The sequence below is a fragment of the Paenibacillus shunpengii genome (genome assembly GCF_042684905.1).
Taxonomy (GTDB): domain Bacteria; phylum Bacillota; class Bacilli; order Paenibacillales; family Paenibacillaceae; genus Paenibacillus; species Paenibacillus shunpengii.
In genome coordinates this window covers 80,265-99,668 of record NZ_JBHUMJ010000008.1, presented here as the reverse complement: position 1 = coordinate 99,668, position 19,404 = coordinate 80,265, and the positions used below count along the sequence as shown (strand labels likewise).

Here is a 19,404-nt window from a genome sequence, read left to right as displayed (position 1 = left end):
ACAAGGGCGGGACATACGCCTAAGTTATGTATGCCGGGCAGCAGAACGCTGCCCGAAAAGAAACGGTTCGCTTCCCTTATATCAGCTTGCTTCTGTTACAGCTTGTTACTGCCTGCGGGCTTGGCAAGTCTCCAAACGACATAGCTCATATAACACAGCATACCGAACAAAACGGCAATGATCGTCATATGTGCCAGTACGACGAACATGTAGACTTCAGGACGATTCATCGTCAGCATTAGTCCAACACCAGAGAGCACCTGAAGAATAATTAGACCGATCGCGGACAGACCAAGCACCTGCATTTCCCGATTATTCTTGTGGTGCCGGTAAGCATAGTGACTGAGCACAGCAACGACAGCTACCAGCAGAAATGCAGCTGCCCGGTGCATAAAGGCTATGCCGACTCCGCCAGACAACTGAGGCACAACCTCCCCATTACATAGAGGGAAGCCGGAGCAGCCACCTGCAGAGCTCGTATGACTTACAAAAGCGCCCGTATAGACAACCACATAGGAATAGATCGCGGTAATCCATACCAGATTACGGAAGCCCTTACTGACACGCGGGAGTCTGTCAAACCGTTCAAGACCTCCAAACTTCTCTTCCTGTCTGGCCCCAAGCGTTGTCATAAGTGCACTCGCAAGCGAGATAAACGCAAACCCAAGGTGCAGTGCCATCACGGGTGGAGATTGGGAGAAGACAACGGCGAGTGCACCCATTGCTCCTTGGATAATGACAAATATTAACGTCAATAGCGCAAATATCTGTAAATCACGGCGTTTCTTGCTGTACAGCCAGAATAGTACAAAGGTCGCTACCGCAAGTAACCCGGCTGTTGAACTCACTATGCGATGGGAATACTCAATAAGTGAAGCAAGCGTGTGTGCTGGTACAAATTTACCATGACATAACGGCCACTCATTGCCGCAGCCGAGTCCGGACTCGGTTCGGGTAACGACTCCACCGCCAAAGGTGGCAAAAAACATAAATATGGTCGTCACGAAACTGACCCATTTTAACAATTTGATATGTTTCAACTTCATTCACCTGCTGTTATGAAATATGATGAAGCTATCCATCAGCTCTTTTTCAATTATAACGGATAAAAGAATCCGCAGCATAAACCGATTGTGACAAAATGTTAACGCATAATATCTATTTCATAAAACCCTGAGCTGCCAAATCAATCACAATTCATTGCACTAATCTCAGTATATCCATCATTACACAGCAAAACACCGCTCCCTTCGAAAGAAGGAGAACGGTGTTTTTTTATAGTTTCTTATTTATGAATGGACTTGTACACTTCAACCGCACGATCCAGGAAGGTCTCAATCTCCTCGCGTGATTTACGGTTTTTATTGACGAAACGAATCAGTTCCCGGCCATCCGTGTATGCGACAAAGCTCGGAATGCCCAGAATATTCTGCTCCTGACTAACCTCCTCCACTTTATCCACATCAACCTGAATAAGCGATAAGGAATCGGCATATTTCTCCTCTACCTCTGGCATAAATGGATTGATATAGGTGCAGTCACCGCACCAATCCGCCTTAAATACAGCAACGACCAGGTTGGAGGATTGTATAGATACGTCAAATTCAGCTTTGGAATTCATTAATTTCATGTGTACCATCCTTTCTGCTATTTACCTTTATCTAACCTTAGTGAAGCAAACAATAGAGTGGAAGTCAAATTTTGTGTGCATACTAGTAAACATCGTAAGTAAGCATCGTGAGACGATTCAACGAAAGGGAGATATGATGATGGACCATCCAGATTACCAAGCGCAGGCCAAGCCTTCTATTTGGCAGCTGATTACAACGATTCCGGTCACGATCAAGGAAATGATCACTGGGAAGAGATCAGCCTGGGAAGCCTCCAAAAAACTGCGTCATCCACTTCTCTCCCTGACGTGGCAGACGTCTTCTGCCGTACAGATACAGCAACAGCTTGAGCATATGATGGCAAGTGTGAGAACGTCTGGTGTTCAGACAGCCTCCCTTCGGAGCAGCCAGCTTGACCCTTACAGTGTAGAGGAGCTGGAGCTCGTTCAGGAGATCAAAGAGCTGACGAAATATCACAACCGGAGCAATATCTCAAGAACAGCAGCTTACCTCGCCTGCTACAAGTCTTATCCGGAGCTGCACTGGGCACTTCTCGCTCACTTCGTATCCCGGAACGGTGGATACAATATGACAGATCTACACAGCGGATTGCTGAAGACCATCCTGAATGACCAAGAAAAAGAAAGGGTATACCTGCTGCTTGAACGGTGCAACGCACTTATTTTTCAAGACGCTTACCCACAGCTGCTGCTATATATGAAAAGTAAGGAAAAGGGCCGGAGCTACTTTCATTTGCTATCGGAGTTTCACATTTCCTCCTTCATGGTTCCCTTCTGGGAGCATTTCTGGCTGAATAGGGACAGTGCACTGCTGACGGTTGGACTCATCATTAATGAACAGAATTATATTGAGTATCGCGTCATACGCAATTCGTTCTACCAGCACCATGTGACTTCTACTCTGTCCTTTCGTTCACATGAAATTGCGGGGCTGAACCATATTGTCATCCCGCTCGGTATCAATGAGGAGCTCGTTGGCTTGACCTTGTCGAATTTCAGTAAGGTGCATGAGCGGATTGCTTTTGGCAAGAATCTGTATGCGCTGCTATTTGGACACGAGCAGGTGCTGGACCGGGCTGCTGCTTATGCATATGCCGTCCCTCATGAAGGCTCAAGAAGTGAATACTGGCCTAAGTTTTTCACAGATCAAAAAGAGCTCTCTACACACGAGGCTCTCGTATCTCCTATGCTGAGCCGTAATGAAGCGCTCCCGTCAGGGAACAAGCTGTACAGCCCAAAACTATTAAACGTTTGGCAGGACTTGCCGTATGAGAAAATATCACGGGAAGACTGGCTGACTCAAACCGATAGTCTCGGTCATCTGACCGTTCCAAGACGACCCAAGCTGTTCGAGATCAGCCATGAGCATAGGAACAGTCTATCCAAGCTGGCCATGATGCATGACCTGGATCGATTGATATAGATAGCAAAAGGCATCGCTTCATGTGGTAATGAAACGACGCCTTTTTTTCTATATACGTAGTATTCAACCTTACTCCGTTATCCTCTTGCTCCCTGATTACCAGAACGCTTCAATCGCATCAGCGGGCGGAGCACCTTCTGAATGATACGCGGATAACTCTTCAGCTCGTCCTCTCGCAATACGCCGAGAAGGATAAGCAGAACAAAATAGCTGATAAGAACAGCCAGTCCAACGATTCCGCAGTTAATCAAGTAAGCAAGTCTAGACGGCATCAGATCAGCCATTCGCAGTCCCAGCTGATGAAGCCCGTACCCTATCCCTGCCGAGAGCACGACGGTTGCAGCAAATCCTGCCCACCTTGAGCCAAGGATGGAGAAGCTGACCGTTTTCTTCAGAACACGCACATTTAATGACGTAATAATGAGGAATGCGAGACCTGTTGAAGCGATGATGCCATAGATGCCGAAGAACGGTGCAAGCGCAAAGCTCGCGGCAAGCTTCACCACGATTCCTATAAAGACGGTAACCATGGTAATTTTGGGTTTGCCGATTCCAAGCAGGATGGAATTCGACGTCATCATTGTAATCTGGAAGATTGTTCCGAACGTCAGCATCGCCACCACGCCGGCACCTTCCAACGAACTGAACAAGAGTCCATTGATGGAATATGCAGCAACGGTAAGTGCAATGACCATTGGCATACCTGTCATAATGGCAATTCGCATCGCCAGGGTAACCTGTCCGCGCAGATGACTTTCATCTTTTCTGGCATAAGCTGCGGCGATAATAGGAATAAGCGACTGACTAAGCGCAATAGCGAGAATCGGTGGAATTCCCGCAACCGGCTGTGCACGATTCGTTAAGATCCCGAGCAGATTGGTCGCTGCATCTGATCCGACATCACCGCTGATAAGCGGCTTAATGATGGAGGAATCAATGAAATTCACTACAGGCACAGCAAGGGATGACAGAACGATAGGAATCGATAGCGTAAAGATATCACGATAGATACGTGATAATGGAACCTGCGTGTTTGCATGCAGTGCCAGCCCCATCGACTGGTCCTTGCGAGACTGCTTGAATGCAAAATACATCATAACAGCAAAAGCACCGACGCTGCCCAGCACTCCTCCGAAGGAAGCACCTGCTGCTACCTCTTCATCGGCATATCCGAGCCGCAAGAGAATGAACGCAAGCAGAATCGCCGTTCCCACTCGGGCGAATTGCTCCACGATTTGAGAGATACCTCCGGCCGTCATGTTATTACGGCCCTGGAAGTATCCTCGCATCATGGCAATGGTCGGAAACAGCAGCAGTGCAGGAGCAAGTGCCCGAATCGCTGTCGATGCCTCCGGGACCTGAGCAACATAGGTGGCGTAGAATGGAGCGAGCGACCATAAGAGAATGGTCATGACGATTCCGGCAAAACCAGCGAAGATAAGCGCAGCCTGATATACCCTCTTGGCATCCTGCGGTTTGTCGAGTGCATACCGTTCAGATACCATCTTACTGAGTGTGCTCGGAATTCCTGCTGTCGCTACTGTAAGAAGCATAAGATAGACGCTGTTTGCGACACCGAACGAAGCATCCCCGACGGGCCCGAGCAAATGCTCAAGCGGAACCCGCTGAACTAGGCCCAGCACGCGCGCAACTAATGCCGCTGCAGCCAGAATCAGCGTCCCCTTAATAAATGATTCTTTCTTAGACAAAACGTTCTTTCCCTTCTTCCTTCCCCGTGCGAAACGTTAAGGCTGTATTTTAGTCGTACCTACCTTCAACATATGGTCACGAATGACCTCCACAATACCATCTTCATTATTGGAAGCGACGATAAGATCCGCTGCTTCCTTCACCGTCTCCTGCGCATTCCCCATGGCCACACCAAGGCCAACAGCCTGAATGACCGCAAGATCGTTCAAGCTGTCGCCAACGGCAACAACCTCTTCCATTGTAATACCGAGCAGCTTGCACACTTCGGCAACACCACTTGCCTTCGATATGCCCGCAGGATTCACTTCCAGGTTGGTCGGTGAAGAATTGGTGATCTGCAGCCCGCCGAGATCCTGGAGCTCCATGAGAATCTCATGACGCACCTGATCATCCTCTGTGGTGTAGCCAAATTTCAGCCATTCATGATCCATAATGGCATCCACCCAGCGCTCACGATTAAACAGCTGATCTACAGAATAAGCCCAGAACCAGCAGTCATGCTTCACAGCAATTTCATGCATCTTCTTAATCAATTCGGGGTCAAGCAGTGTGCGGATATGCAGCTCATTCGGCGATTTCCACACTTCGCTTCCATTCACCGTAACCATTGGTGTCTCAAGGCCCAGCTCTTGACCGTAAGGCAGCGCATGATGCGCGGCACGTCCGGTGGACAGACAGACATGAATACCTGCCTCCATCGCTTTATGAATCCAGGTAGACGTCTCATGGGATATCTCATGATTATCCGTCAGCAGTGTACCGTCCATATCCAGCGCAAGCAATTTATACTGATAATGATTACTCAAGCAGGTTCGACCTCCTTTGTTTGTTGCAACTCTTATCCAATGTTCTTATATCTCTATGAGGCAGAATCAATTAGATTCAATTTCATCATACCTTTAGCCGCCCTATCAAGAGGCATAGCGACATTTTAACATAAAACAGGATTGTTCAACAAAAATTACAATGCAAAAAGGACAGGGCGAGATTCCATCTCAGCCTGTCACTTCATCATTTCATTATGTTACATTCTCGTACACCTAATTCAACTATACTTCCAGCGGATCTTCTGACATGTTGCCCCGCTTCTGTTTCCATTTCCGAACGACAACTCCATGAAGTGGAGAGAACAGGAAGGCCAGCACAAACAAAATACCTGCGGAAGCTACCATGCATCCGGCAATGGACGAGTCCATGATCAAAGCGGAATAATAGCCGCCAAATGAGCTGATTACACCGATAATAACACTGATCACCAGCATATGGGACAGCCGATCTGTGAGCAGATATGCCGTCGCCGCAGGTACAATCAGCATGCCGACAACAAGGATGGCGCCGACACTATCAAATGAAGCGACCGAGGTCATAGACACCATGCCCATCAGCAGGTAGTGGAACAGCATTACCGGAATGCCTGTAGCCGCTGCCAGCGCAGGGTCAAAGGATACCAGCTTAAACTGCTTATAGAACAGAATTAGCAGCGTCAGAATAATCGCCAGGGTAATTCCGAGCATCCATACCGCCCTTGGCCCAAGATCCACTTCTCCAATGATCAGCCGGTCCCATTGAACATACGTAATTTCACCATACAATACGTGATCCAGATCAAGGTCGACATTCTGTGCATTTAAACTGATCAGAATGACGCCAAGGGCGAACAGAGCTGTAAAGACAATCCCGATGGAAGCATCAGACTGTAGCCCGCTGGACTCCAGATGCTGAATCAGAAAGACGGCAAGCAGTCCAACCGCCGTAGCGCCGACAAGGATCCACAGGGATTCGCGGCCACTGATTAAAAAGGCAATAGCGATACCAGGAAGGACCGCGTGGCTGATTGCATCCCCAACCATGGCCATCTTTCTAAGCACCAGAAACGTACCGAGCAGTGCACAGGCCGAGGAAACCAGTATGGCAGTTAGCAAAATCCAGAATGTTGACATGATTGATTCCCTCCCTCCTATTTACTGACCTCAGCACGATTTACCGATTGCTGCTGATTGTTGTAATCCGTTTTGGTTCTATACTTCCTAATTTCTTTGGCGAGCAGCCCCCGCCCCGGTGCGATCAGCACAGAAACACCGAAGATCAGTGTAATGACCAGCACGGTAACCGGTCCAGTAGGAAGATCCGGCGTTGTTGCACTGATCAGCGTGCCCAGTGCTCCGCTAACTGCTCCAAACAGTCCTGCCAGACAGACCATCAGACCGAGCGCATTCGTCCAGTACCTTGCAGCGGCAGCTGGCGTAATCAATAAGGCTGCGACCAGCACGACACCTACAACCTGAACGCCGGCAACAACGGCAATCACGGTTAGAAATAATAACAGCTGTTCAAGAAAGGCTGATGGATAACCCATTCCCCTTGCAAAGCCGGCGTCAAAGCTGATCAGCTTGAACTCCTTGAATAGCAGCCAGCACACGATGAGCAGAAGAACCGATACTCCCAGCATCATGTATACGTCGCTTCTGACCATGGAAGCTGCCTGGCCGAACATATACTTATCCAGCCCGCTGGCACTTCCGTAATCCCCATGCTGAATTTTCGTCAGGAGCACAATACCAATACCGAAAAACACGGACAATACGATACCCAGTGCAGTATCCTGCTTGATTCGGGAATAGCGGGTTATGAGCGAAATCCCAATGGTCGCCATCCAACCGGCAACAAGGGCTCCAATCATGAATAAAAAGGTGGATTTGACTCCACTCAGCATAAACGCGATGCATATGCCCGGGAGTGCTGCGTGAGCAAGGGTATCACCGATCAGACTTTGTTTGCGAAGATAGGTGAAGGAACCGATCAGTCCGCTGCTGAAGCCGAGCAGCATTGAACCAAACAGAATCCATCTGACATTAGGATCAGTCACTACAGAAGCTATCCATTCGAACATGCGGGCTCACCTTCCATCTTTCGGTGCGGATGGGGAGTGCCCGATCATGGCAATCCGGCCTCCATAAGTCTGTTGCAGCAGGTCAGGGGTGAAGGTTTCTGCTGTCGGTCCGGCAGCAACCAGTCTGCCGTTCAAGAGCAGTACATGATCAAAGTATTCTTCCACAGTAGCCAGATCGTGGTGTACAACAAGAACGGTCTTGCCCTGATTTTTGAGTGCCTCGAGCAGTGCAATAATCGCCTTCTCTGTTGTGGCATCAACGCCTGCAAACGGCTCATCCATAAAATAAATATCTGCATTCTGCGCAAGTGCTCTCGCCAGGAAGACACGCTGCTGCTGACCTCCCGAGAGCTGGCTGATCTGACGATTGCTGAATTCAGCCATTCCTACCTTGCTCAAGCATTCATATGCAAGCTCTTTTTCTTTCTTGCCCGGTCTCTTAAACCAGCCCAGCTGTCCATACTGCCCCATTAAGACGACATCCAGGGCATTCGTTGGGAAATCCCAATCCACAGACTCACGCTGAGGAACATATCCAATTCGTTTGCGCTGCTCCTTATACGGCTTGCCGTATATGCGGACATCGCCGCTAATTGTAGGAACAAGGCCCAGCGCTGCCTTGATCAGCGTAGATTTACCGGCTCCATTGGGACCCAGAATACCAATCAGCTTACCATCCGGCACGCTGAAGTTTACATCCCTCAGAACCGGTTTTTTATGATAAGCAACGGCCAGGTTCCGTACCGAAAACGGAATTTGCTCGCTGCCTTGAGAATGATCTCCTCCTGATTGTTCATACGATAGTGAGCTCATCCCCACTCCACTCCTTCCAATGGCCTTCGGCCCATTATAACTAGGCTTTCCTATTTATTTTAGTGCATCTACAATCGTCTTCGTATTGTGCTTTACCATACCAATGTACGTTCCTTCTTCTGTTCCTTCAGGACCCATTGCATCGGAGAACAGCTCCCCGCCGATCGAAACGATATGTCCCTTCTCTTCTGCTCCGGCTACGATCGCTTCCATTGCTTTAGGCGAAATACTGGACTCTACAAATACGGCTTTGATCTTGTTCTCGACCAGAAAATCTCTCAGCTCGCTGACATCGCTCGCACCCGCTTCAGCTGATGTACTGATCCCCTGAAGTCCTGCAACTTCAATGTCATATGCTTCGCCAAAATATCCGAATGCATCATGAGCGGTAACAAGTACTCTGGATTGTTCTGGAATGGAAGCAATTTGGGTCTTTACCTCTTCATGCAGTGCTTTCAGCTCTTCAATATAAGCATCCGCCAGTTGGTTGTAAGTGTCTGTGTTGTCCGGATCTTCTTCAATCATCGCATTGCGGATCGTATCTGTAACCTGAATCCATTTCTCTACATCAAACCAGATATGCGGATCTGCTTCCTCGCTGTCCCCATAAGGCACCATCAACAGCTCACTTTCGGGAATGTCCTTGGTTACCTGAACCACGGGCTTTGACTTGCCAATATTAATCAGGATATCTGACATTTTACCTTCAAGATGTAAACCGTTATACAGAATGACGTCGGCAGATTCCAGCTTCTGAATATCTCCCTGTGAAGCCTTGTATAAATGCGGGTCAACCCCTGGACCCATAAGTCCTGTCACTTCTACGAGATCACCGCCAACCTCGCGGGCTGCATCCGCAATCATCCCTGTCGTGGTTGTAATCTGGAGCTTATCATCCGCTGATGCCGAGCTTCCCTCATCCGAAGCATTTCCGCATGCGGCCAATACGAGCATCGAGCTCACAACAGCCACGCTGATTATCATTTTGTGCAGCTTACTTCCTGTTCTACCTGTAAATCTCCTCATTTCTCTCATTTCCCCTTCACCCATTTTTTGTGTGGTTAGACAATGGTTAGACATAGTTAGACGAGCAACTTAGCATTAGGCCAAGTTATTTACTTAAGTAAAATAATTTTGTACATGCACTCTTTTATTAAACCAGTACAATAATGTTTCCTTAGTGCAAATATTATTAGACTCCACAAAAAAAAGCAAGAGAAATTTTCTCCTGCTTGGACTCCTCTTTATGTTAATGCAGTAATAAACACTGAAGCAGCTAGTAAACATGAGGCATAATGGTCGCTCATGTTTAGTTCAAATTACATTTGTGGTCTTATTGCTATGATGCTGGAGTACCGTCCAGTCCATAGTATTTGTCATACGCATCAAATATTTTACGGGCAACAGGGGCAGCACTGCTTGCTCCAAATCCTCCTTGCGGTATGACTACAGCAACTGCGAGCTTGGGATTCTCACGAGGAGCAAAAGCGATAAACACTCCATTATCCACGTTGATGGGCCCTTGGCCGTTACCTGGGTAGATCATCTGCTGTGAAGTCCCCGTTTTTCTAGCAAAATCGTATGGAAAGCCGTTAAAGGCAGCACCCACATTCGTATCCATACCGCGATGAATAATGCTCCAATAGCTGTCATCAAATTTAGCTTCATTCAGCACCTTGGGCTCGATTTTCTTCACGACATTGCCTTCCGAATCCCTTATTTCCTTCACAAGATGAGGCTCCATCCGTTTCCCCTTATTAGCCAGCATTGACGCATATTGTGCAAGCTGCATTGTCGTATATTTGCCCTGCTGACCGAAGGAAGCAAACGCCAGTGATGATAGTGCTGTCTGTCCCTCCTGTCTATACTCAATCCGGCCGCGAAATTCATTGGGCAAGTCCACGCCTGTTGCTACTCCAAGTCCAAATTCCTTCATGTATTCATCCCAAATGTCGACTCCCTTACTGCCATATCTGCGGTACAGCCCTTCACCGATCAAATCAACCATGAAGGCGTTCGAGGAACGGCGTATTGCATCTTGTACCGTCAGTCTTCCCATGACAGCACCGCCTGAGTTCGAGACTCTTGATCCGTCCCGGCCAAATTCGGCTGAACCGAGGTCATTATACGTTGTAGAAGGGCTGATCAGCCCTTCTTTCAGGCCGATTAGAACGCTGAGCGGCTTTACAGTAGAACCGAGAAGAACGACCGACTCCGGCGTGTTTGTTTTATCCGAAGGGAAGAAGGATCGGATTGTACCATTCTGATAAATATGGCGAATCTGGTCATAGATTTCCGGAGATACACCGCCCTGTTCCCATACATTAGTATCGTAATCCGGCATACTGGCCATGGCAATTACATGTCCTGTATCCACCTCCATCGCTACCGCATAGCCGGTTGATGCATTCTTCGACTCGCTCTTGCCGCTTGAACGAAGGGCCTTAATCTGATCCAGAATCGCCTGCTCCGTTGCCTTTTGCACATCCTTATGCAGTGTGGTGTACAAATGATGGCCCTTCTTCGGCGGTACGAGCTCTGCCGGTCCGATCGGCATGTTACGAGGATCCACCGGAATGAGCCAATATCCGGATTCACCTCGAAGCTCTTCCTGATACTGGAGCTCCAAACCACCGAACCCGACATGTTCATTCTCCTGATAAAACAGTCCTGGCTGCTGAACAGCCATCTCAGCATTTCGGTGATCCATCTGCTCGTACAGCGGCTCTACCTTAGCTCCCTTGAATTTATACAAGTAACCCACCGTCTGTACCGCCAGCGAATCCTTATGATATCTCCGCACCGTTTCTTCAACGATATCGATACCCTTAAACCGTTCTTTATGCTGGAGAAAATAAGCCACTTCTTCCGAAGATAGATTACTTTTGATCAAACGAGGTACATATCCTCCGGCTTTGGAGTAGTTCAAATCCAGCTTATTGACAATATCCCCGGCAGTGATCTCCTCCGCATCCGCATGACCATGCTGTTTAAACACCGCTGCAATTTCCTGCGCCAGCAGGTTCATTTCGATCCGGCTTGCTGAGGGGATGCCGTCTGCGTTCCCGTAATTTTTATAGAGGGTGAGATATAACGAGTGCGAAGGCTCCGAATAAGCAAGCGGCGTATGGGTTGCATCAAAAATCGTACCTCGTACAGGCATCATCGGCACCGCCTTCCGGTTCTCCCCATGCTCAAGCGCCGTCAGTTCAGCACCTTCGACAAACTGTAGAAAGGCCAGGCGTACGATCAGTACACAAAACAGCAGAAAGGCAGCAAAAAAGGTGAGATTAAGACGAAAGCTTCTTTTATTCGCCTTAAGCAGCCTTTCCTGTTCCTGCTCGTAACGGTTCATTAGATGAGTCCTCCCCCATTGTCAGACCAACTTATGTTGAATGTTGAATCCCTTCGTTATATTGGATTCATAACTCTAATTATACTAATTTATTCCATATACAAGCAAAAAAAAAGCTGCCGAGATTTTTCTTACTCTCGGCAGCCTGTCAGTCTTATTGTTCTGTTGTATCGCCTTCCGTATTCTCTGGTTTTCCTTTCGGAACACCATCGAGTCCATAGGCCTGATCATAGGCATCAAAGATTTTACGAGCAATTGGAGCAGCACTGCTTGAGCCGAATCCACCTTCCGGTACGACGACCGCAACGGCCAGCTTCGGATTCTCACGCGGGGCAAATGCGATAAACACACCGTTATCTACCCGATTACGCGTTCCATTATAATAAAGATCCTGCTCGGACGTTCCCGTCTTACGAGCAAAGTCGTATGGGAATCCAGAGAATGCCCTCGACACATCCGTATTCATTCCACGGTGAATGGTTTCCCAAAGAGTATCACTGAACTCAACTTCGTTAAGAACTTTTGGCTCAATCTTCTCGACGACATTACCTTCCGAATCACGAATTTCCTTCACCAAATGGGGTTCCATTCGCTTTCCTTTGTTAGCCAGCATCGTTGCATACTGAGCAAGCTGCATGGTTGTATATTTACCTTGCTGACCAAATGAAGCATACGCAAGTCTTGCTAATGATGTTTCTGCCTCATTCGTGTACTCAAGGAAGCCTTCGTATTCTTTAGGTAAATCCACACCTGTTTCTACGCCAAGACCAAACTCCTTCATATACTCATCCCAGACGTTAACCCCTTCACTGCCATATTTGTTCCATAACTTTTCTCCGATTAAGTCAACCATAAAAGCATTGGAGGAATGCTCAATCGCAGTGGCAGCCGACAGCGGTCCGTATACATGATTCTGGGAGTTCCTTACACTTGAATCATCCCGTCCAAAATAGGCGATCCCTCTATCCTGATAAACGGTTCCATTAGGGGAGAAGAAGCCTTCCTTCAATCCAATTAACACACTTAGCGGCTTCACCGTTGAACCCAACAATACCGTCGACTCGGGATGTCTTCCCGTATCATCCGGCGGGAAGGACTCTACCGTACCATTCCGGTAAATGTATTTGACCTTGTCATAATCCCAAGGCTTATTCGGATCATAGTCCGGCATACTGGCCATCGCGACTATATTCCCTGTCTCGACTTCCATGGCGACAGCAAAGCCTGTCTTGGCGTTGGGATGGAGCTTACCAGAGACCGGGTTACTGTGCAGCCAGTCCAGTTGATCCATAATTGCCTCTTCAGTCGCAACCTGAATGTCCTTATGGATGGACGAGATCAGATTATGGCCCTTCTGTGGAGGCTGAATCACCGTTCCCTCCTCCGGCAGGTTAAGCGGATTAATTGGAATCTGGCTGTATCCGGCCTTACCGCGCAGCTCATCCTGATACTGTCGTTCCAAACCATCTACACCCACATACTCAAGCTCAGAATAGACAAGCCCTGGATCCGTTTGGCTGCTATTCTCCTTATCAATAGCATCATATTCCGCTAATGTCTTGGACGTTTTGAACGTCTTGAGATAGCCGATCGCTTGTACAGCGACGGAATCCTCATCATATTTGCGGACCGTTTCCTCTATTACACTCACACCTGGAAAATCCTTCTTGTGCTGCATGAAGTAAGCAATCTCTTTCTCCGATAGATCACTCTTGATGAGTCTAGGTGTGTAACCATAAGCTTGAGTATTCTCCAGATCCATGGCGTTAATGATATCATCTTTAGACATTGGCTCACGGTCTGCTTCCCCATACTCAGCAAACACTTCCGCCAGCTTCTCCGCCATAGCCTCGGCCTCTGGACGATTCGGATTCTCTGGGCCGCCTTCCTGCTGGCTGTAATTCTTGTACAAGGTGATGTACAAGGATTGAATCGGCTCCGAATAGGCAAGCTTGGTTTCTCCGGTCGCATCATAGATCGTTCCGCGGACAGGAAGTAATGGAATACTCTTCGTTACACTGCTGCTCTCCTGCTGAGCAAGCACGGGCCCCTCCACAAACTGCAGTACAGCCAATCTTATAATAATAATAGAAAAGATAATAAAAGAGCTAAAAAAGAAAAAGTTCAATCGAAAACTGAACCGGCGTTTGTTCGAAAGTTCTTCCTTTTCATGATTTTGCTGCTGTGCCATACGATACCTCGCTTTGTGTTTCTTTTGCTGTATTCCATTCTACCATAATCGGACAATAAATTTCCTCTTTGCTGGTTACAGTTTCGTCATTAAACGACAAAGAAACAGTATGCCTTATATGAACCTTTCAAGACATACTGTTTCATCCCATTAAATATTAATTAGCGCTCTGCTCTTCATCCTGTTCGGCTGCCTCATTTCCCTTAGGCGTACCGTCCAGTCCAATGTATTTGTCATAGGCATCATAAATCTTCCTTGCTACCGGCGCAGCACTGTTGGAGCCAAATTTCCCTTCCGGTATAACGACAGCAATCGCCAGCTTCGGATTGTCACGAGGAGCGAAGGTAATGAACACGCCGTTTTCAACATCTACTCCACCTACATTCTGTTGGGAGGTTCCTGTCTTACGAGCATAATCATAAGGGAAGTTATCAAAGCCTTGAACATTACTGTTCATCCCTTGTTTGATTTCGTCCCAGTAAGCATCATCCATCTCGACGGTGTTCAAGATTTCTGCTCCGAACTCCTTGACGACATTCCCATCCTCATCAGTTATCTTGCTGGCAATTTGGGGCTTTAATCGTTTCCCTTCATTCGCCAGCATAACCGTATATTGAGCCAGCTGCAGTGTTGTATACTTACCCTGCTGACCAAATGAAGCGTAAGCCAAAGCTGATTGTGTACCGGTGGTTTCCTGCTCATGGATATATTCGCGCAACCCATCCTGCTCACCAGGCAGACCGCTTTCCGTACTGACACCAAGCCCAAACTGCTTCATATAGCTGTCCCACACTTCAACACCACCAGTGTTGTATTTATCAAACAGCTTATTGGCTACCATCTCAATCATAAAGGCATTGGAGGAATGTTCAATGGCAGAGGCCGGGTCGATTTGACCATATACGTGACCACTCGAATTACGTACCGTTGATTCATATCCCTTCTTCCCGAACTTGCCTACTCCCGTATCGTTATAGATCGTCGAGGTGGTAAACAGTCCTTCATTCAATCCAATCAATACCGACAGCGGCTTAATAACAGAACCGAGCAGCACGGTAGAAGAAGGATGCTTATAGCTCTCCTCCTGGCTTCCATACGATTGATACACTTCACGAATGGCTCCATTGGAGGAGAACGGTGATATCTTATTAATTTCTTCCTGGGTTTTACTGCCCTCTGACCACACATTAGAGTCGTAGTCAGGCATGCTTGCCATCGCAACAATCTGCCCCGTATCTACTTCCATGGCAACGGCAAAGCCGGTTTTGGCGTTGGGTGCATAGACGGCAGGATTGCTAGTTGTCTGCAAATATTCCAGCTGATCCATTATGGCCTGTTCGGTTGCCATCTGCACATCTTTGTTAATCGACAGCCACACATTATTACCCTTGTCAGGCGGGGTCAATGTCGATTCACCCGAGATCCGATTCTGCGAGTCCACCGGGAAGGTCTTCAGTCCTTTCGTGCCGCGAAGCTCCTCCTGGAACATCAGCTCCACTCCATCATATCCGACCTCTTCATTATCAAGATATTGGAGCGCCGGGTCCTCCTCTTCCTTGGCTTGAATATAGAAATCAATGCCATACTCTGGATCAATCACCGAACGGAAGGGCTTCATGTACCCAACGGTCTGTACTGCAACCGTGTCCTTGTCATAATGGCGAATATTCTCTTCTACCACTTCAACACCCGGGAAATCCTCTTTATGAGACAAAAAATAGGCAATCTCCTCGTTCGTCAAATCGGTTTTGATTCGCCTAGGCGTATATCCGTAATTTTGTCGATACGTAATATCAAGCGCTTCTTCAATTTCCTGTGCAGTCATAGTCGTTTCTGGATCGCCATATTCATCAAATACCGCTTTAAGCTCGGAAATGATACTGCTTAGCTCAGCCTTGTTCTCTTCAAGACTATAATTCTTGTCCAAGCTCATGTACAAGGATTGAGTGGATGAAGAATAAGCAATTTTGTTCTCGCCTGTCGAATCGAAGATCGTTCCGCGAATGGGCGCAATCGACACGCTTTTTGTTGCAATATTGGCTTCTTCCTTCTGCATTGTCGGTCCCTGCACCAGCTGCAAATAGGCCAATCTTACAATCAATACGGTAAAAATAAGAAATGTCGCAAGAAAAAACACATTTAAGCGAAAGTTAAAACTTTTCTCATGGTTTGTTTGCTGACCAAGATACGAAGCCATCTCCTCTTTGTTCATTATGCTACTACCCTTTCCTGCTATTCCGAAATATACCCGGCAGCCGATTTAGACAGTCTGATCTTTGATATGGGTGTCATAAAAATGAGGCGGATTGAACCAGTCACCGCTGCTTGCCCATGTCGGATCAAGAGGGACCCAAGTATCCTGTTCACTCAGGTATACTTCATTCCAGGCATGAGCCCCATAGCCGCCTTGACCGTTGTAACCAAGGCCTGTAACGACTCTCACCTCGAGATCCTGTGAACGAGCCATTACCGCATAGAGCCTCGCGTAGTCAATACATACCCCCATCATCGTATCGAAGGTATCTTGAGGCGTCTGCTCATTCCATATGCCGCGCTGCTCGTAATCCTCGACTTTTCCATAATCGTACTCAACTCGGGTTCCTACCCATTGATAGAGCTCTCTTGCCTTCTGCTCATCTGTAGCAGCACCCTCCACAATCTTAGCCGCAGCTCCTTCGATATCCTCAGGAATATTGCGGTCAATGACCTCATATCTGCGCTGCATCATGCCGTTAAATTCCTTCTGAGCAGCCTGGCTGATAACCGGAAGCTTGTCCTTAATCAGAGTCCCGGATATGGGCTCTATTACGGATTTCGCTCCTTGCTGATACATCGGTGATGACTCTACATAATTGCTGAAAGAACTGCTAGGATACAGACTGACTACAATGAACAGCAGTGCAATAACCAATACGCATCTTGCTGCTCCAACGACAGCACCGAAGCCCGCCCCCATTAATCGGCTGAGAAAGCCTGGATTGCGGCGAGCTTCACCGGATGGAATTCCTCTGATGAACCCGCCGATCAGACTTAGAATGGAACGAATGATGCTGTAACTGATAACGAACAGCACAGCAAACCGCAGCAGCGGAAAATCAGCCAGTGCCGTAATGACGGTGTAATATATTTGCTCCCATGTGTTTAAATCGCGATCCGGCATCGCCTCACTGTAGCCCGATAGCCATGACTGTACCGCAGGAGACAGCTTCAAGGATAGCAGGAAAGCACCTGCGATTCCGACGATGGTGAACACACCCTCTGTAATCAGGTTCACCAGTGTGCCTGCCGAACGAGAAGCTCCCCGGATAAAGCCCTGCAACAGCGATATAAGGATAATCATCATTAGAACAAGCGTAATGAGGTTCCCCTCCTTCACGCTCCCTATCCAAGCATCAATCATAATTCACCTGCTTTCTTGCCTATCTAAAGCTCTAAAACTAAAAACGCAGCTATTGATTCTGAGCGGTTTCCATAAACAATTGAACCGTATCGTTAACACTCCACTCCCCGAGCGATATGCCGCGGACAGACACTTTAACCTTATCCTCGCCCTGCTTGCCGCTCACTTCAACATTCGGACTTGTTATGGTGAAGGTACCGTCCGGATTCACTGTATACTCCGCTTTTTCCGCTTCCTTCTGCATGAGCTCCGCGGCCTCTGTTCGAAGCGTATCCATCGTGCTGGCACCAACATCAGTGACGACTGTTCTAATCTGTTCAAATGAAACACCGCTATAGATGATAAGTGCCGCAACAATCACGACGACAATGGCCCATTTGAGCATAGTCCTCAGCACATTAATAACGACGAACAACAGAATCAGCGCAATCACGATAACAAGCCAATTTTGCGAAATAAACTCTTTCCATATTTCAATATCCATCCACTTGACCACCTTTTTTTCACACTCTAGTTCTGTACCACTTTATCGGTCAATTTAAGATTGTGTCTTCATCGAGGTTACTCCTGCCTTGCTCTTGGTTCAATCTCCCGAATATTATACATGATTACCGATATCCCTGTCATATAAGCGCGAGCTTGTGGAAAAAAACGGTATAAGACCCGTTTGTCCAGCGTACAAGTATATCATGTGTGGTTATGCTTGTTCGACTCGAAAAAGGAGGTGCAGTTCGTTTGAAAACGGCCGTATGGCTCTATCTTTTTCTTTTTCTCGCCTTTTTTGATTTGCATGCTCAATATCCGATACTTACACCCTTTGCGCTCTCACTTGGAGCCGTACCTACATTTATAGGCTGGATGATGGGGATCTACTCGCTTACCCATCTGCCTGGTAATCTCATTGCAGGCACCCAGATTGACAAGCACGGAAGCCGGCGGTATATCATCTTCAGTTTAACTGCAGCTGGAATCGTACTGCTCCTGCAATCCCAAGTCGTTACGCCTTGGCAGCTGCTTGCCCTCCGGGCCATCAGCGGCTTTGTGCTTGCTTTTCTGTCTCCAGCCTGTATGACTCTTCTTGCCCAGCTGTCATCGGATCCCATCACACAGGGCAAATATATGTCTGGGCATGGCGTGGTTCACACTTTAGCTTCTGTTGTCTCTCCGGCTGCAGGAGCATTTATCGTCGCAGGTATCGGCTTCTCAGGCACCTTCCAGAGTCTCGGTATCCTGCTGATCATTACCGGAATTATGGCATACTTCACACTCCCGGCTGTAAAAACGAGTGCAGCAAATTCACCACCTGCACCGACAGAAGACAGCCCGAATCGTCGCTTCTTTCCGATTTCATGGCGTTTTTTCGTACTCCCGCTGGTTGTCGCATGTGCTCAAGGCATTCTTTTCTTTGAACTGCCGCTTAGAGGCAGCGGGTCGGCCTCCATCCTATCTACGGGTCTGTTATTTTCGATCATCAGTCTTGGTGCTCTCGGGACGCTGAGTATGCTCTTTCTCAATCGCTATTCACCAACCCTGAGGCTGGCAAGCGGTGTTTTGCTCATGGCGTTCAGCTTCTTTCTTATGGCCGCTGCACCCCAAATTCCGTTGTGGCTGATTCTGTTTATTCTGGGTACTTCCAAAGGAATTATCTTTCCTGCACTGGCTTCCATGCTTGTTCAGCTTAGTCAAGGTGTGCGGCTTGGCAGAGTGTTCTCTATCCAGTCGATAGCCACTTCACTCGGCTCCTTCGTCGGACCGATCGCTGCAGGACAAATTCGTATGGACGTATCACCGTACTTTCTTGCATTTATTGTGCTAATGCTTGGACTGCTCCTCCTTCCATTCCCTAACAAGTTTAAAGCGTCTACTCTGTCCCATCCGGAAGCCAAGCATGTTTAAGGATCCGATGGGAAGCATACATAAAGAGGCCTGCCGTTACGGCAGACCTTTTTTGCATCAAATTCCAAAATTGCGCTAAAATATAAACAAACATTT

15 protein-coding genes are annotated in these 19,404 nt (G+C 47.8%); 2 read left to right on the top strand and 13 right to left on the bottom strand.

The window, feature by feature from the left end; translation table 11 throughout:
- Window positions 1-95 precede the first annotated feature (95 nt).
- Together ACFSVM_RS20725 and ACFSVM_RS20720 are read right to left on the bottom strand one after the other, a co-directional pair.
- Complete coding sequence (locus tag ACFSVM_RS20725; protein ID WP_379264268.1) at window positions 96-1,040, bottom strand: COX15/CtaA family protein; 945 nt, start codon at window positions 1,038-1,040, stop codon at window positions 96-98.
- A gap of 245 nt (window positions 1,041-1,285) precedes the next feature.
- Complete coding sequence (locus ACFSVM_RS20720) at window positions 1,286-1,630, bottom strand: thioredoxin family protein (RefSeq protein WP_047913551.1); 345 nt, start codon at window positions 1,628-1,630, stop codon at window positions 1,286-1,288.
- A gap of 73 nt (window positions 1,631-1,703) precedes the next feature.
- Here ACFSVM_RS20720 and ACFSVM_RS20715 point away from each other — a divergent pair, with 73 nt between their 5' ends.
- Entirely contained in the window at window positions 1,704-3,053 is a 1,350-nt protein-coding gene (locus ACFSVM_RS20715; protein WP_379264266.1) for a DUF2515 family protein, read from the top strand.
- A gap of 77 nt (window positions 3,054-3,130) precedes the next feature.
- On the opposite strand, the gene ACFSVM_RS20710 is transcribed toward ACFSVM_RS20715, so the two are convergent.
- From ACFSVM_RS20710 to ACFSVM_RS20660, 11 genes are all read right to left on the bottom strand, one after another.
- Window positions 3,131-4,762, bottom strand: a complete 1,632-nt coding sequence (locus tag ACFSVM_RS20710) for a putative polysaccharide biosynthesis protein (protein WP_379264264.1) — start codon at window positions 4,760-4,762, stop codon at window positions 3,131-3,133.
- Between the two features lie 36 nt (window positions 4,763-4,798).
- Window positions 4,799-5,569, bottom strand: coding sequence for a Cof-type HAD-IIB family hydrolase (locus tag ACFSVM_RS20705; protein ID WP_256209889.1), 771 nt, complete (start codon window positions 5,567-5,569; stop codon window positions 4,799-4,801).
- 243 nt (window positions 5,570-5,812) lie between these two features.
- Complete coding sequence (locus tag ACFSVM_RS20700) at window positions 5,813-6,703, bottom strand: metal ABC transporter permease (RefSeq protein WP_379264261.1); 891 nt, start codon at window positions 6,701-6,703, stop codon at window positions 5,813-5,815.
- A 17-nt stretch (window positions 6,704-6,720) separates the two neighbouring features.
- Entirely contained in the window at window positions 6,721-7,653 is a 933-nt protein-coding gene (locus ACFSVM_RS20695; RefSeq protein WP_379264259.1) for a metal ABC transporter permease, read from the bottom strand.
- Window positions 7,654-7,659: 6 nt separating this feature from the next.
- Entirely contained in the window at window positions 7,660-8,466 is an 807-nt protein-coding gene (locus ACFSVM_RS20690) for a metal ABC transporter ATP-binding protein (protein ID WP_379264257.1), read from the bottom strand.
- Between the two features lie 54 nt (window positions 8,467-8,520).
- Window positions 8,521-9,492 carry a metal ABC transporter solute-binding protein, Zn/Mn family gene (locus ACFSVM_RS20685; RefSeq protein ID WP_379264255.1) on the bottom strand — a complete coding sequence of 324 codons (972 nt, stop codon included), beginning with the start codon at window positions 9,490-9,492 and terminating at the stop codon, window positions 8,521-8,523.
- A gap of 313 nt (window positions 9,493-9,805) precedes the next feature.
- Window positions 9,806-11,821 carry a peptidoglycan D,D-transpeptidase FtsI family protein gene (locus tag ACFSVM_RS20680; protein WP_379264253.1) on the bottom strand — a complete coding sequence of 672 codons (2,016 nt, stop codon included), beginning with the start codon at window positions 11,819-11,821 and terminating at the stop codon, window positions 9,806-9,808.
- A gap of 154 nt (window positions 11,822-11,975) precedes the next feature.
- Window positions 11,976-14,012 (bottom strand): peptidoglycan D,D-transpeptidase FtsI family protein, encoded by a 2,037-nt coding sequence (locus ACFSVM_RS20675; RefSeq protein ID WP_379264251.1) that lies wholly within the window; start codon window positions 14,010-14,012, stop codon window positions 11,976-11,978.
- A gap of 157 nt (window positions 14,013-14,169) precedes the next feature.
- The gene (locus ACFSVM_RS20670) at window positions 14,170-16,224 is read right to left on the bottom strand and encodes a peptidoglycan D,D-transpeptidase FtsI family protein (RefSeq protein WP_379264249.1); all 2,055 of its coding nucleotides are present in this window, start codon (window positions 16,222-16,224) and stop codon (window positions 14,170-14,172) included.
- 48 nt (window positions 16,225-16,272) lie between these two features.
- On the bottom strand, window positions 16,273-17,412 hold the full coding sequence (locus ACFSVM_RS20665) for a transglutaminase domain-containing protein (RefSeq protein WP_076315008.1): 1,140 nt from the start codon (window positions 17,410-17,412) through the stop codon (window positions 16,273-16,275).
- Window positions 17,413-17,461: 49 nt separating this feature from the next.
- The gene (locus ACFSVM_RS20660; RefSeq protein WP_076315007.1) at window positions 17,462-17,896 is read right to left on the bottom strand and encodes a hypothetical protein; all 435 of its coding nucleotides are present in this window, start codon (window positions 17,894-17,896) and stop codon (window positions 17,462-17,464) included.
- Between the two features lie 251 nt (window positions 17,897-18,147).
- On the opposite strand from ACFSVM_RS20660, the gene ACFSVM_RS20655 reads away from it, so the two are divergent.
- On the top strand, window positions 18,148-19,308 hold the full coding sequence (locus ACFSVM_RS20655; RefSeq protein WP_076315006.1) for an MFS transporter: 1,161 nt from the start codon (window positions 18,148-18,150) through the stop codon (window positions 19,306-19,308).
- The last annotated feature ends 96 nt before the right edge of the window (window positions 19,309-19,404 follow it).